This is a genomic window from Micromonospora sp. HM134 (genome assembly GCF_007833915.1).
Classification (GTDB): domain Bacteria; phylum Actinomycetota; class Actinomycetes; order Mycobacteriales; family Micromonosporaceae; genus Micromonospora; species Micromonospora wenchangensis.
Genome location: NZ_CP041061.1, coordinates 3,456,889 through 3,472,471, shown reverse-complemented (window position 1 = coordinate 3,472,471; position 15,583 = coordinate 3,456,889). Strand labels below are relative to the sequence as shown.

Below are 15,583 nucleotides of genomic sequence, written 5' to 3'. Positions count from 1 at the left end.
ATACATCGATCAATGTCCGGCCGGTCGCCGGCCGGGGCCCGGAGCCGACGGCCGGACGGATCGACCGCGCCGGACGGGGCACCCGGGCCACCCGGGGCCGGTGGAGGCGGGAGCGCCCGCGCTCATGGAGCCATCATGGAGCCATCTGCCCCGCCGACATCGAATACGATAGCTCCATGTCAGTTGGCTCCAGGCCCGGTCGACGGGCCCGTGGTGAGATCGAGGAGCTACCCAGCGGCTCACTGCGGGTGCGGGTGTACGCCGGCATCGACCCGGTCTCGAAACGACGGCGCTACCTGACCGAGACGGTGCCCGCCGGCCCGGTCGCCGCGCGCGACGCCGAATCCGTCCGCAGTCGCCTGCTCGACACGGTACGCCGGCAGCACGGGCGTCCACCGGCCCCGCGCACCCCGGCCGGTGACCCGGTCGCCCCCACCACCGACGCGCCCGCGCCCGCCCCGGCGGCCGGCACGCCGACGGAACGGGCGACGGGCCCGCAGCGGCGCAGCCGTCGGCGGGGCGAGCCCACGCTGACCACCATCGCCCAGCTGGCGGACGTGTCCGCGCCCACCGTGTCGAAGGTCCTCAACGGCCGCTCGGGGGTCGCGGCGGAGACCCGCTCCCGGGTGGAGGCGCTGCTGCGCAAGCACGGCTACCGCCGGCCGGAACTGGGCACCCCGCACGCCAGCGTGGAGGTGGTCTTCTACGGCATGCAGAGCAACCTGGCGGTGATGATCATGCAGGGGGTGCAGCAGGTCGCCGGGGCGCACCGGTTCGCCGTCGGCTTCACCGACGTCCGCCGGCAGGTCTCGGAGGGCCGGTTCTGGGCCCGCGACCTGCTGGCCCGCCGCCCGACCGGGGTGATCGCGGTCCACCTCGGCTTCACCTCCGAACAACACGCCCTGCTGGCGGCGAGCGGGATCCCACTGGTGGTCCTCGATCCCACCGGCGAGCCGCCGCTGCACGCCGTCCCGTCGGTGACCTCGACCAACTGGAGCGGTGGCTTCGAGGCCGCCCGGCACCTGCTCGACCTCGGCCACCGCCGGATCGGGGTGATCTCCGGACCGACCGAACGACTCTGCGCCAAGGCCCGGCTGGACGGCGCGCGGGCGGCCCTGGAGGCGGCCGGGGTCGGGCTGCCCGCGCGCTGGCTGCGCCACGGCCACTGGTTCTCCTTCGAGGACGGCCTCAACCACGGCCAGGAACTGCTCCGGCAGGACCCGGCGCCGACGGCGATCGTGTGCGGCAACGACCTCCAGGCGCTGGGGGTCTACGAGGCGGCCCGGCTGGCCGGCCGCCGTATTCCCCGGGACCTCAGCGTGGTGGGCTTCGACGACATCCCGTACACCATGTTCTGCGGGCCGCCGATGACCTCGGTGCGGCAGCCGCTGACCGAGATGGGTGCCGCCGCGGCCCGGATGGTGCTGACCCTGGCCGCCAACGAGCGCCTCGCCCAGACCCGGGTGGAGCTGGCGACCACGCTGGTGGTCCGGGACAGCACCGCCGTCGCCCCCGACCACTGACCCGGCCGGGAGGCGCGGTGGTCGGCGGTGGATCGCAGAAACCTGTCCTTGTCGTTACCGAACGGTTTCGAGTAGCATCCGACTCGATCGATACGGCAGGTCGTCGTGGCGCGGGCCCCTACCGATGGCGCACCGTCGACGCGCCCCCGGCACGCCGGTCGAGGACACGCTGCACCACAGGTCGGCCGGCCCGGCACGACGCGGGCCGGGCACCAGCGAGGACCCAGGGAGGGATGAGGCCACCCGTCACCGCCAGTTCGCCCACCGCCCGCGATCCGTGATGACGAATATCACGGCACGCGGACGATACTCGGCCGCGTCACCGACCCACCCGGGGCGACACGCCGCGTAGACTCTCGCTGATCCAGCGTTGTCCACGGCGTGTGCGCCCATGCCTCGTGTCTGTCGTCCCTGCCCGGACGCCGGGCCGGGCCGCTTCGCCGGCAACGGGCTGCGGGGCGGACCGAGAGGTGTGGGATGACTGTGCGCGCTCCAGCGATGAGAGACGTGGCCCGCCTCGCCGGAGTGTCCCACCAGACCGTGTCGCGGGTCCTCAACGGCCATCCGCACGTGCGGGAACAGACCCGCCTGCGGGTCCAGGCCGCGATCACCGAACTCGGCTACCGGCCGAACCGGGCGGCCCGCACCCTGGTCACCGGGCGGTCCCAGGTGCTCGGTGTGGTGGCACTCAACACCACCCTCTACGGCCCGGCCTCCCTGCTGTCCGCCTTCGAACTCGCCGCGGCCGAAGCGGGCTTCGCGGTCAGCGTGGGCAGCGTGCGCAACCTGGACCGCACCTCCATCACCGCCGTCGTCGAGCGGCACCTCGCCCACCGGGTCGCCGGGATCGTGGTGATCGCGCCGGTGGAGTCGGCCGGTGAGGCGCTGGAGTGCCTGCCCACCGACATTCCGCTGGTCACCGTGGACGGTGACCCCCGGCGACCGGTGCCGCTGGTCACCATCGACCAGGTGGAGGGGGGCCGGCTGGCCACCCGGCACCTGCTGGACGCGGGCCACCGCACGGTCTGGCACGTGTCGGGCCCGGCGGACTGGTTCGACAGCGCCGGGCGGATCGCGGGGTGGCGGGAGACGTTGCAGGCGGCGGGTGCGGAGATCCCGCCGGTGCTCCAGGCCGACTGGTCCGCCGCCTCGGGGTACCGCTGCGGGCAGATGCTCGCCCGGACCCCGGAGGTGACCGCGATCTTCACGGCCAACGACGACCTCGCGTTGGGCGTGCTGCACGCGCTGCACGAGCACGGTCGGCGGGTGCCGGAGGAGGTCAGCGTGGTCGGCTTCGACGACGTGCCGGACGCCGCGTTCTTCATCCCGCCGTTGACCACCGTCCGGCCGGACTTCGACACCGTGGCGGAGGCCAGCCTCGACCTGCTGCTCGCGCAGATCGACGCGGGGGTCGACCACACCCTGCGGCGGACCGTCTCCCCCACCCTGATCACCCGGGACAGCGTCGCCCCGCCCCGGTGACCGGGCGGCGACGCCGTCGTCGTCACCGCCCCGGGGCTCGCCGCCGCCTCCGGCCCCCGACCGCGCCGGCCCGGCCCGGTGGGGTCAACTCCGTGCCGCGATCGCCAGCTATGGACAGCGGTCAGTGTTAACGTTAACGTAACGACAATCGTCAATTCTCGGGAACGACCTCGGACCGCCCGGTGACCTTCCTTTCGATCCCGGGCCCGGCCGACGCCGGCGTGACGCCCGCACCACATCCCCGGCGCGGCGCTCCCACCCTGGAAGAAAGGCCACCGATGAAGGGCAGTCTGCGCGCCGCGCTGGCAGCCGTCGTCCTCGGTATCGCGGCAGCCACCGTCCTGGTGACGGCGCAGCCCGCGACCGCGGCGACCCTGACCAGAGTGACGGGATTCGGCAACAACCCCACCAACCTCAACATGTACCTGTACGCCCCGAGCACCCTGGCGCCCCGCCCGGCGCTGCTGCTCCTGGTGCACTACTGCGGCGGCTCGGCCAGCGGCATCTTCAACGGCAACGGGCACGACTACGTGACCGCCGCCGACCGCTACGGCTACCTCATCGTGGTGCCCGAGGCCACCCGCAGCGGGAACTGCTTCGACGTCTCCACCCCCGCCGCGCTCACGCGCAACGGCGGCGGCGACTCGACCGGGATCATGTCCATGGTCGCGTACGCCCGGCAGCGCTACCCGGTCGACCCGGCGCGGATCGTGGTCTCCGGCTTCTCCTCCGGCGCGATGATGACCAACGTGCTCGCGGCGCAGTACCCCGACGTCTTCTCCGCCGCGTCGGCCTTCTCCGGGGTGCCGGCCGGCTGCTTCGCCACCACCGACGGCTCACTGTGGAACAGCAGGTGCTCCGGCGGCAACGTGATCAAGACGGCGCAGCAGTGGGGCGACCAGGCCCGCGCCATGTATCCCGGATACTCCGGTCGCTATCCCCGGATGCAGCTGTGGCACGGCGCGACGGACACCACCCTCGCGTACCCCAACTTCGGTGAAGAGATCAAGCAGTGGACCAACCTGCACGGGTTGAGCACCACGCCCGCCGTCACCGACCGCCCCCAGTCGTCCTGGACCCGCACCCGGTACGGCGGGACGGGCCCGCAGTCCCCGGTCGAGGGGATCAGCATCGCCGGGGTGGGGCACCAGTTGCCGATGCCCGGCCAGCTCGGGTACGCCATCACCTTCCTCGGTCTGGACGGCAGCGCCCCGACGCCCTCCCCCACCCCGACCGGGACGCCGACCCCCACGCCGACGGCCACCCCGACGCCCACGCCGACCCCGACGCCGACGGTCACCCCGACCTCGCCCCCGACGCCCACGCCGACGTCGTCGCCGCAGTCGGGGGCCTGCCGGGTCACCGACACGATCAGCGCGTGGAACAACGGGCTGACCGCGAGCATCACCATCGTCAACACCGCGAGCACGACGCTCAACGGCTGGTCCCTGGGGTTCACCCTGCCCGCCGGGCAGGTCATCACCGGCGGCTGGAACGCCAGCTACGCGCCGAGCAGCGGCCAGGTCACCGCCACGAACGTCAGCTACAACGGCACGCTGGCCCCGGGGGCGTCGACGACGATCGGCTTCCAGGCCACCCACACCGGCAACGCCGCCGCGCCCGCGACGTTCACCCTCAACGGCGCGACCTGCGTGACCGCCTGACCCACCACGGCCGGGTCCACCTCCCGTCGTCGTCCCCGCGCGGCGTCGGGGGGTGACCCGGCCCCCGGGCGCACCGCACCATCCGTCCACCACCAGGAGATCCCGTGCGAGAAAACCGATTCCTCCGCCGACGGCCGGCGCTGGTCGCCGCCGTCACCGCCCTCCTGCTCGTCCCCGCCGCCGCCACCCAGACCTCGGCCTCGGCCGCCGCCGCCGGCTGCCAGGTGAACTACACCGTCAGCTCGTCCTGGCAGGGCGGCTTCGGCGCCAACGTCACCATCACCAACCTCGGCGACGCGGTGGACGGGTGGCGGCTGACCTGGAACTACACCGCCGGGCAGACCGTCACCCAGCTCTGGAACGGCAGCTACACCCAGGCCGGCGCCCAGGTCACCGTCACCAACGCCAGCTACAACGGCGCGATCCCCACCAACGGCACCGCCAGCTTCGGCTTCAACGGCGCGTGGACCGGCAGCAACCCCGCGCCCACCTCGTTCAGCCTCAACGGCACCACCTGCACCGGCGGGGTGAACCCGACCACCGGGCCACCGGCGACCACGCCCCCGCCGACCACGCCGCCGCCCACCACCCCGCCGCCGACCACGCCGCCGCCCGGCACCAGCCAGCCGTGTGACATCTACGCCGCCGGCGGTACCGCCTGCATCGCGGCGCACAGCACCACCCGGGCGCTCTACGCCGCCTACAACGGCTCGCTCTACCAGGTGCGCCGGTCCTCGGACAACACCACCCGCAACATCGGGGTGCTGTCGCCGGGCGGGCGGGCCAACGCCGCCAGCCAGGACAGCTTCTGCGCGAACACCACCTGCGTCATCACGATCATCTTCGACCAGTCCGGACGCGGCAACAACCTCGGTTACCAGGGTTCCGGCGGTGTCGGTGGCGCCGTCCAGCCGGCGGTCGCGAACAAGGAGTCGGTGACGGTCGGCGGCGACAAGGTCTACTCGCTCTACATCCCCGGCAAGAGCAGCTACTGGCGCGACGGTCACCTGACCGGGGTGCCGACCGGTGCGGCCCCCGAGGGCATGTACATGGTCACCAGCGGCACCCACGTCAACAACGGCTGCTGCTTCGACTACGGCAACAGCGAGACCACCCGCCGCGCCGACGGTGCCGGCGCGATGGACGCCATCTACTTCGGCACCAGCTGCTGGTTCGGCGGCTGCTCCGGCTCCGGCCCGTGGGTGCAGGCCGACCTGGAGTACGGCCTCTACCCCGGCGGCAGCAGCTCGTGGAACGCCAACCAGCGGGCGTTCACCAGCAAGTTCGTCACCGCCACCCTGAAGAACAACGGCACCTCCCGCTTCGCCATCAAGGGCAGCAACGCCCAGTCCGGCAGCCTCTACACCCTCTACGACGGGGCGCTGCCGCGCGGGTACAGCCCGATGAAGAAGCAGGGGGCGATCATCCTGGGCAGCGGCGGGGACTGCTGCATCGACAACACCAACCAGAGCGTCGGCACGTTCTACGAGGGGGCGATGGTCGCCGGCTACCCGTCGGACGCCACCGAGAACGCGGTGCAGGCGAACATCACCGCCGCCGGCTACCGCTGACCCATGGCCGAGGAGGTCCGATGCAGCACCGTGTCATCCCTCCGGCGACCCGACGGGTGGCCGTCCTGCTCGCCACCGCCCTCCTGCTCGTGACGGGCCTGGTCGGCGCCACCGGGCCCCAGCCGGCGCAGGCGTGGGACAACGGCGTCGCCGACACCCCGCCGATGGGGTGGAACAGCTACGACTCGTTCAACTGGAGCGTCACCGAGGCCGACGTGCGGGCCAACGCCGACTACATGGGCGCGAACCTGCGCCAGTACGGCTGGCAGTACATCGTCGTCGACTGGGCCTGGTACTTCCCCGGGCAGCACAACGGCAGCCCCAACCAGGACGCCAACCTGCAACCCCGGCTCCGGATGGACGCCAACGGGCGGCTGCTGCCCGACACCACCCGGTTCCCGTCGGCGGCCGGCGGCAACGGGTTCAAGCCGCTGGCCGACCACGTACACGCGCAGGGGCTGAAGTTCGGCGTACACCTGATGCGGGGCATCCCCCGGCAGGCGGTCGCGGACAACGTGCCGATCCTCGGCACCTCCTGCCGGGCCGACCAGATCGACGCCGGAAACAGCGCGGCCTGGCTCAACCTGATGTGGGGGCTGGACATGTCCAACCCCTGCGCGCAGGCGTACCTCGACTCGGTGTTCCAGTTGCTGGCCGGGTGGGGCGTCGACTTCGTGAAGATCGACGACATCGCCGCGCCGACGTACCGGCAGGCGGAGGTCGAGGGCTACCGGACGGCGATCCAGCGCAGCGGCCGGCCGATGGTGCTGAGCCTGTCGCCGGGGGCGACGCCGCTGTCCGCCGGGCCGCACGTGCAGAGCAACGCGCACATGTGGCGGATCGTCAACGACCTGTGGGACAACTGGTCGTCCGTGGACGCCCTGTTCGACCAGCTGCGCAACTGGACGCCGTACCGCAGGGCAGGCGCGTGGCCCGATCCGGACATGATCCCGATCGGCCGGCTGTCGAAGTACGGCCCGGTCGGCTCACCGCGCTACTCGAACCTCAGCGCGGACGAGCAGCGCACCCTCATGTCACTGTGGGTGATCAACCGGGCGCCGCTGATGTGGGGCGGCAACCTGGTGGAGAACCGGCCGGCGGAGCTGGCGTTGATGACCAACAGCGCGGTGCTGGCGGTCGACCAGCGCAGCGCCAACAACCGGCAGCTCACCGGCGGCACCCGGCAGGTGTGGGTCGCCGACGTGCCGGACAGCGCGGACCGGTACGTCGCGCTGTTCAACCGGGAGGGCGCGGCGGCCACCGTGTCGGTGAACCTCGCCGACCTGGGCATCGGCTCGGCCACCGCGACCGATCTGTGGTCCGGCGCGGCCCTGGGCACCTCGACCGGGACGTTCAGCCGCTCGCTGCCCGCCCACGGTGCCGGGCTCTACCGGCTGACGCCGCAGACCACCACCCCGACCCCGACCACCGCCACGCTGACCGCCCGGCACAGCGCGAAGCTGCTCGACGTCAGCAACGCCGCCACCACCGACGGCGCGAACGTCGTGCAGTGGGCCGCGAACGGGCAGGCCAACCAGCGGTGGCGGTTCCAGGACGTCGGCGGTGGCTGGTCCACGGTGGTGAACGTCAACAGCGGCAGGTGCCTCGACGTCTACGGCGGCGCCGGCACCACCGCGGACGGCGCCCGGGTGGTGCAGTGGGCCTGCAACGGGGGCACCAACCAGCAGTGGCGGGTCCAGGACGTCGGCGACGGCTGGGTGCAGCTCGTCGCCCGGCACAGCAACAAGTGTCTCGACGTGCTCAACGCCGGGCTGACCGACGGGGTGCAGGTCGTGCAGTGGACCTGCGGCACCGGCGCCAACCAGCAGTGGCGGCGGACGCCGGTGTGACGCGGCGGGGACCTTTCCGCCGGTGAGGGAAGGCGCAGGGCCGGGTTCGCTCCCCGGCCCTGCGCCTCTGCCTGCCCGGATGCCGTCGGCCGGTGGCACCCGTCGACCACCCCGGGCCGGTCGGGACCACGCCGCCGGCACGGCGACACCCCCGGCACGGTGCCGCGCCGGGGGTGTGCCGGTGTCAGTGGTGCCCGGTCAGCTCCGGGTCCACTTCTGGCTGTTGCCGCCGGTGCAGGTCGACAGGACCATCAGCGTGCCGTTGGCGGTGCCGGACCCGGTGGGCGTCAGGCACAGGCCGGACTGCACACCGGTGACCGTGCCGTCGGTGTTGACGTTCCACTGCTGGTTGGTGCCGCCGTTGCAGTCCCAGATGAGCACCCGGGTACCCGAGGTGGTCCCGGACCGCTCGGCGTCCAGGCACTTCGTGCCGTACACCTGGAGCTGCTTGCCGGCGGTCTGCGCCCACGACTGGTTGGCTCCGCCGTTGCAGTCCCAGAGCGCGAGCTGGGTGCCGTTGGTCTGCGACTGCGACGGGACGTCGAGGCACCGGCCGGCGTTGACGTTGCGCAGCGCCGTCTGCGTGCCGCCGCCCACGCCGGGGACGACGCTGAGGTTGTCGAACTGGGCGGTGTGCCCCTGGCTGGTGCCGAAACCGACCAGGCCCGCGCCGAACGACGAGTCGGTGGCGGTGCCCACGGTGACGCCGTCGATGATCGCGGTGATGGTGCTGCCGGAGAAGCCCAGGGCCAGGCTGTGCCAGCGGTTGGTGCCCAGCGCGGCGACCGTGCCGCTGCGCAGGGTGGTGAGCTGGTTGCTGGTGTTGTTGCGCAGGATCGACCAGGCGCCGCCGTCGGTGACCCGCAGGAAGTAGGCGTTCTGCGCGCTGACCGGGTCCAGGGTCTGGTTGCCGACCCGGCCCTCCAACTGGACGTAGCCCGACTTCTCGTGCAGCACGTCGGCCGAGACGGTGTAGTTGTTCCAGTTCAGGTTGCCGCCGTAGGTGCTGGGGTCGGCCAGGGTCTTCCAGGTGATCGGCGCCATCGGCGAGGACTGCCGCAGGCACATGCCGGACCGGCCGCCGCCGCACGCGGCGGTCTCGAACGCCCCCTGGTTGTCCTGGAGGTACTTCGCCAGCTTGCCGGCGGGGTAGCTGTCGAAGTTGTCGCTGTACGGCAGGCCCAGCTGCCCCTGCGCGGGGCTGGTCGCGGTGCCCTTGCCGCCACCGCTGGTCGTGGTGACCGTGTAGAGGTACCCCGGCTGCACGGTCAGCGAGTAGGCCCCGTTGGACGGGGTGATGTCGGCGCCGCGCACGAAGTGGTCGGCGGTGTTGGTGGAGTTCAGGTTGGTCGACCAGACGTGCACCGTGCCGGTGGACAGGCCGCCGGTGACGTTGAGGTTCAGCGTCTGCGCGGCGGTCGCGTCCATGGTCTCGATGACCGTGGTGTAGTCGGAGTTGTTGGTCGACTTCAACGACACGTAGCTGCCGTTGTTGCGGTTGCCGCCGAGGTAGCCGCTGGACGAGTCGAGGTACTTCCAGCCCGGCGCGGTGAACTGGCTGGTGTGCGCGAGGGTCCAGGCGTTCTTGCCGACCGCGTACCAGCCGGACCAGGGCTGGTTGGCCAGCATCAGCCCGACGGTGGCCCAGGGGATGTTCGTGGTGGTCGCGCCGATCAGGTTCCAGTTGATGTACGCGGTCATCTTCCCGTCGAGGTAGCCCCGGTTGATGCCGCGCGCCAGCGGCTTGGCGCCGTCGTTGTAGTCCTGGGAGCCGCCCTCGCTGTTCCACAGCGTCTCACCGGTGTTGGTGGCGTTGGCCGACACGGTGCAGGTGGTCTGCGCGGCCAGGTAGCCGCACGGGTAGTGGCCGCCGATCACGTCGATGGCGTTGCGCAGGTTGGCGTTGTCGACGGCCACGTTGGCCGGGTTCCAGCTGCCCGGGTAGTCGTCGCCGAAGATGAGCTTCACGCCGCCGTACCCGTTGTTGTTGAGCGCGGTACGCAGGTTGATGGTCCAGTTGGCGTCGTACAGCCGCTCGTTCTGGGCGGCGGTGAGGTAGTCGAGGGTCAGGTTGTGCTGCTTGGCGCAGCCCAGCCAGGACAGGTGGTAGTCGATCGAGTCCTGGGACATGAAGGTGCCGTTGCCGATCCAGCCCGGTGCGCCCCAGGCCAGCCCGACGAGCTTGATGTTCGGGTTGCGGAGCTTGGCCTGCTCCATGATCCACCACTCGTAGCCGCGGTTGCAGTCGAGGTCACCGCGGAAGTGGGAGTGGCTCGGCTCGGACCCGCTGGTGGAGTTGGTGTCGCCGCCGATCTCCACCTTGAGGATCTGGAGCGAGGCGCCGTAGTTGGGCTTGAACAGGTAGTCCAGGATCTGACCACGCTGCGGCTCGGGGTAGTCGATCAGCAGCCGGCTGTTGCCGCCGCCGCCGCTGACCGCGCCCACACCGTCGAACGTACGGCCGCCGGACGATCCGTTGACCGTGATGGCGGTGGCGGCGCGGGCGGGCTCGGCGGACCCGCCGACCAGACCGCTGGCCGCCAGCACGCTGCCGACGACCAGTAACGCCAGTGTGCTGGGACGGCGAAGGAACCGGGTGATTCCTGACATGAGTGGTTCTCCTTCGGAACGACTCGACACCATGAACCCTCGTCATCCCGCTGCGACGGTCCACTGGTTGGTGATGGGGTGCGGCGTCGACCACGGCGACGCCGCGAGCCGGGGGCGGTGGACCGCCGGTGACGGAGCCGTCGGCGGTCCACCGGTGCCGTCGCTACATGGGTGCTTCCGGCCTGGCCGGGCCGGTCCCCGGCGGTCCGTACCGCCGGACCGGTGCGCTCGCCCGTCGGCGGCGGACCCGGCTCCGGGCGGGAGGTCTGTTCCGCCCGGAGCCGGGGTGACGTCGTCGTTCAGCTGGCGGTGCAGGTCGGGGTCATCCCCGCACCACTGCCGTTGCCCTGGAAACCGAACTCGGTCGACTGACCCGCACCGAGCGAACCGTTGTAGTCCACATTCGTGAACCGCACCGTCCCCGAGCTACCACTGGCCGTCGCCGACCACGTCCCGGTCACACTCGCCCCACCCGGCAACGTCATGCTCACCGTCCAACCACGCGTACCCGACGAACCCGCCGTCACCTTCACCGTGGCCACGAAACCACCCGTCCACGAGTTCAACGACACCGAAGCCGAGCATCCCGAACCCGCAGGCGGAGTGGTCGGGTTCGGCGGCGGGGTGGTCGGGTTCGGCGGAGGCGTCGTCGGGTTCGGCGGGGTGGTCGTCGGGTTCGGCGGCGGGGTGGTGGGGCTCGCGCTGTCGAAGCCCAGGAAGCGGACGGCCTGGGCGGCGTCGAACGGGATGGAGTGGCCGTAGCCCTGGAAGCTGATCGCCTCCACCGGCGGCGTGCCCCCGGTGCCGCCGTACCGGGTGCGGGTGGCGCTGGTCTGCGGGTAGTCGGTGGAGCTGGGGGTCTGCGAGACGCCGAGCACGTTGGTCCACTGCTTGACCTGCTCGCCGAAGTTGACGTAGCTCAGCGTGGTGTCCGTGGTGCCGTGCCAGATCTGCATCCGGGGGCGCTTGCCGGTGTAGCCGGGGTACGCGTTGCGCACCAGGTCACCCCACTGCTGCGGGGTCTTGACGATCCGGCCGCCGGAGCAGTCGCTGTTCCACTCCGAGCCGTTGGTGGTGGCGAAGCAGCCGAACGGCACGCCGGAGGAGCTGACCCCGGCGTGGAACACGTCCGGGTAGAGGCCGGCCATCACGTTGGTCATCATGGCCCCGGACGAGAACCCGATGACGCCGATCCGGCTGGCGTCGACCGGGTAGCGGCCCCGCACGTAGTCGATCATCGACTTGAGGCCGACCGGGTCGCTGCCGCCGTCGCGCCGCAGGGCCTGCGGGGAGGAGACGTCCCAGCACTTGCTGCTGCGGGTCACCGACGGGTAGATGACGATGTAGCCGTAGCGGTCGGCGAGGGTGCTCAGCCCGAAGGTGGAGTGCACCGCCGGGCCGCTGCCGGTGCAGTAGTGCAGGGCCAGCAGCAGCGCCGGCCGGGCCGCCACCCGGTCGGGCACGTAGAGGTGCATCTGCAGGTTGGTCGGGTTGGTGCCGAAGTTGGTCACCTGGGTCAGCGTCGCGGCCGACGCCGGGTTGGGGGCCGTGACCACGGCCGTGACGGTCGCCAGGGCCGTGGCCAGCACGGCGGCCAGCAGTGCGAGTCTGGATTTCATCGACGGTTCCTCTGTCGCATTCGGTGGTCAGCGACGGGCGACGGGCCGTCCCGGCGTGCGGGACGACGGGCCGGACTGGCCCGGTCCGGGGCTGGCCGACGATGGTCCGGCCGGGGCGCGTCGCGCCGGCCGGCGGGTGGGGGTGATGCACCGCCGGCCCGACCCGGTACGCCCGGGTCGGGCCGGCGGCGGTGATACTCAGCTGGCGGTGCAGGTGGGGGTCATCCCCGCCCCACTGCCGTTGCCCTGGAAACCGAACTCGGTCGACTGACCCGCACCGAGCGCACCGTTGTAGTCCACATTCGTGAACCGCACCGTCCCGGAACTACCACTGGCCGTCGCCGACCACGTACCGGTCACACTCGCCCCACCCGGCAACGTCATGCTCACCGTCCACCCACGCGTACCCGACGAACCCGCCGTCACCTTCACCGTGGCCACGAAACCACCGGTCCACGAGTTCAACGACACCGACGCCGAGCACCCCGACCCACCCGCAGGCGGCGTCGTCGGCGGCGGCGTGGTCGGGTTCGGCGGGGTGGTGGTCGGGTTCGGCGGGGTCGTCGTCGGGTTCGGGATGCCCGGACCCGCGTTGAGCGCGTTCAGCACCGAGTCGTACGCCGGCTTCTTGTTGCCGTTGCAGTCGAACAGCAGGGCGTTGTCGGAGCCACGCCACGAGTCGCAGTCCCGCACCCCCCACACGGTGATGCCGGCGCACCGGGAGACGGCCATGCAGGACCGGGTGACCGTGCCGAAGATGTTGGCCTGGTTGCCGCCGGTCATCACGTCCAGCTCGGTGATCTGCACCTCCACGCCGAGGTCGGCGAAGCGCTGGAGGTTGGCCTGGTAGTCACCCGGGATGGTGGTGCCCAGGTGGGACTGGAAGCCGACGCAGTCGATCGGCACGCCCCGGGACTTGAAGTCCCGCACCATGTTGTAGACGCCCGTCGACTTCGCGTTGACCCCGTCGGTGTTGTAGTCGTTGTAGCAGAGCTTCGCGCCCGGGTCGGCGGCCCGGGCGGCCCGGAACGCCGCCTCGATCCAGTCGTTACCGGTGCGCTGGAGGTTCGAGTCACGACGCCCACCGCCGCCACCGTCGGCGAACGCCTCGTTCACCACGTCCCAGGCATAGATCTTGCCCCGGAAGTGGGTGGCGACCTGGGTGACGTGGTTGATCATCGCGCTGCGCAGCGCGCTGCCCGACATGCCCTGCGCCCAGCTCGGCTCCTGCTGGTGCCAGAGCAGCGCGTGACCGCGCACGCTCATCCCGTTGGCCTGGGCGTGGCTGACGATCCGGTCGCCGCCGGTGTAGCTGAACCGGCCCTGCTGCGGCTCGGTGGCGTCCCACTTCATCTCGTTCTCGGCCACGATCGAGTTGAACTCGCGGTTGAGAATGGTGGTGTAGGTGCTGGTGGACAGCTTGCCCGTCGCGACCGCCGCGCCGAAGTAGCGGCCCTTCTCGGCCGCCGCCGCCCGCAGGGTCGTCCCGGCGCTGGCTGCGGGGGCCAGTGCCAACGTCATCCCGACGGTGAGTGCGCCGGCCACGGCGAGGGTCGCCGTGGCCAGTAGGGCTCTCTTGGGTCTCATGTCGCATCCTTCTCGAGGTGGGTGCAGCGGTGGTGGTGCTGAGGTGCCCGGTTCCCGGTGCGGTGGGCCGTGCCGGCCGGCGGGGTCCGCCGTCCGGTCGGCCAGGACGGACCATCGTGGCCGCCGTACCTGGCCCGGACGGGGGGCTGTCGGCGATGTCCCCGTCGCGGTCCGTGTCGGCCGACGACCTCGGTGACCTCGACGCCGGGGCCGCAGCCCGGATCGGCGAGAGGATCACCCGCTGCGGGCAACGGCGCAGCGCCTCCCGAAAAGGGCGCCATGATCCTCCTTCGAGGAGACCGGGCCGGCCGTCGACGGAGTCGTCCCGCCCCTGGTCGGGGCCGGTCGCGCCGTCGCCGGCAGCTGCTGATGGGAAATCCTGACCCGACGTCCCGCATGCCCTGGGGGACGTCGCGATCCGAGGCTCGACCAGCACGGCTCGCCCGGTGAGCCATCAGGTGCGGTGTCCTCGCCATCGACTGTGAGCGATAACATGTGTTTCGTCAAGTCGTGACGCAGTGAGCAGGTTCGATCGTGGCGACCAGGTTCACCGGCGGGGCGTGCGGGCCGTAGAGTCTCTCGCCGTGATCGAGATCGGCACGCAGGTCGACCTGCTGCACCCCGCTGACCGGGTCTGGCGCGCGGTGACCGATCCGGCGCTGCTGGCCCGCTGGTTCGCCGGGGCCGAGCCGGTGCCCGACCGGCCCGGCCGGTGGCGGGTGGGCACCGCCGGGCTGCCCGGCTTCGACGGCGACGTCGAGATCGGGGCGGTGCGCCAGCGGGTGCCGGAGCTGCTCGTCGTCCGGTGTGTCGAGGGGACCCGTCACACCGAGTTGACCTGCGTCCTCACCGCCACCGCCGAGGGCTGCCGGGTGACCGTCCGGGAGACCGTGGAGCAGGGCGACTGGCCCGCCGGTCAGGGCGCGCGCCGCGAGGAGTGTTACCGGCAGTCGCTGGCCGGACGCCTGCCCGCGCTGCTCGACTGGATGGCCTTCCGTGAGGTCGACCTGCGGCGGGACGACGCCGCGCCGACCGCCGTGCTGCCGGCGGCGCTGATGGCCGACGTGGCCCGGCCGTCGACCCGGGGGCGTACCGGCTGGATGGTGGTCGGGGCGGGCACGGCGGCGCTGGCGCTCGGGCTGGCCGGATGGGCTCTGCTGCCGCAGGAGCGGGAGGAACCGACCGGGGCGGCCCCGGCGTCGCCGCCGGTGCGCCCGACCGCCGCGCCGAGCCCGTCGCGGTCCGCCCCGTCGGCACGCCCGACGTCGGCCCCGCCGTCGCGCAGCGCCCCGCCGAGCCGGTCACCGTCGGCGACCCCGTCGCGGACCCCCACCCCGACCCCGGCGGTCGCGGGGCCGCTGGACGCCCGGTACGCGACGGTGTCGACCCGGGTCTTCGGATACACCGGGGAGGTGGTGGTCGACAATCCGGGCGGGACGCCGGCCACCGGCTGGACGGTCGTCGTCACGCTGCCCCGGGGCAGTTCGGCGGCGGAGGTGACCGGTGCCGACTGGCGGCAGGACGGGCAGTCGGTCACCTTCACCGGCCCGGCCGTCGCGGCGGGCGGGACGCAGGCCATCCGCTTCGACGTCCGCACCGCCGACCCGGTCACCAAGGCGCCCCAGGGCTGCACGGTCGACGAGCGCCCCTGCGCCGGGCTGTGAGCGGGCGGTCGGG

The 15,583-nt window shown here is 72.0% G+C and carries 9 protein-coding genes; 6 read left to right on the top strand and 3 right to left on the bottom strand.

Features of this window, described 5'->3' with window-relative positions; translation table 11 throughout:
- The first annotated feature begins 176 nt into the window (after positions 1 to 176).
- From FJK98_RS14805 to FJK98_RS14785, 5 genes are all read left to right on the top strand, one after another.
- On the top strand, positions 177 to 1,523 hold the full coding sequence (locus FJK98_RS14805) for a LacI family DNA-binding transcriptional regulator (RefSeq protein WP_145919533.1): 1,347 nt from the start codon (positions 177 to 179) through the stop codon (positions 1,521 to 1,523).
- Between the two features lie 498 nt (positions 1,524 to 2,021).
- Positions 2,022 to 3,005: a LacI family DNA-binding transcriptional regulator gene (locus FJK98_RS14800; RefSeq protein WP_205789456.1), complete on the top strand. Its 984-nt coding sequence runs from the start codon at positions 2,022 to 2,024 to the stop codon at positions 3,003 to 3,005.
- Between the two features lie 278 nt (positions 3,006 to 3,283).
- Complete coding sequence (locus FJK98_RS14795; RefSeq protein WP_145919532.1) at positions 3,284 to 4,669, top strand: PHB depolymerase family esterase; 1,386 nt, start codon at positions 3,284 to 3,286, stop codon at positions 4,667 to 4,669.
- A 104-nt stretch (positions 4,670 to 4,773) separates the two neighbouring features.
- Positions 4,774 to 6,240, top strand: a complete 1,467-nt coding sequence (locus tag FJK98_RS14790) for an arabinofuranosidase catalytic domain-containing protein (protein ID WP_145919531.1) — start codon at positions 4,774 to 4,776, stop codon at positions 6,238 to 6,240.
- 20 nt (positions 6,241 to 6,260) lie between these two features.
- Positions 6,261 to 8,090: an alpha-galactosidase gene (locus FJK98_RS14785; RefSeq protein ID WP_145919530.1), complete on the top strand. Its 1,830-nt coding sequence runs from the start codon at positions 6,261 to 6,263 to the stop codon at positions 8,088 to 8,090.
- 198 nt (positions 8,091 to 8,288) lie between these two features.
- On the opposite strand, the gene FJK98_RS14780 is transcribed toward FJK98_RS14785, so the two are convergent.
- The 3 genes from FJK98_RS14780 to FJK98_RS14770 form a co-directional block, all read right to left on the bottom strand.
- Complete coding sequence (locus FJK98_RS14780) at positions 8,289 to 10,700, bottom strand: ricin-type beta-trefoil lectin domain protein (protein ID WP_145919529.1); 2,412 nt, start codon at positions 10,698 to 10,700, stop codon at positions 8,289 to 8,291.
- 299 nt (positions 10,701 to 10,999) lie between these two features.
- A complete protein-coding gene (locus FJK98_RS14775; protein ID WP_145919528.1) occupies positions 11,000 to 12,319 on the bottom strand; it encodes a PHB depolymerase family esterase in 1,320 nt (439 codons plus the stop codon).
- 198 nt (positions 12,320 to 12,517) lie between these two features.
- Positions 12,518 to 13,906: an endo-1,4-beta-xylanase gene (locus FJK98_RS14770; RefSeq protein ID WP_145919527.1), complete on the bottom strand. Its 1,389-nt coding sequence runs from the start codon at positions 13,904 to 13,906 to the stop codon at positions 12,518 to 12,520.
- Between the two features lie 584 nt (positions 13,907 to 14,490).
- Between FJK98_RS14770 and FJK98_RS14765 the strand changes: the two genes are divergently transcribed.
- On the top strand, positions 14,491 to 15,570 hold the full coding sequence (locus tag FJK98_RS14765) for an SRPBCC domain-containing protein (protein ID WP_145919526.1): 1,080 nt from the start codon (positions 14,491 to 14,493) through the stop codon (positions 15,568 to 15,570).
- Positions 15,571 to 15,583 lie beyond the last annotated feature (13 nt).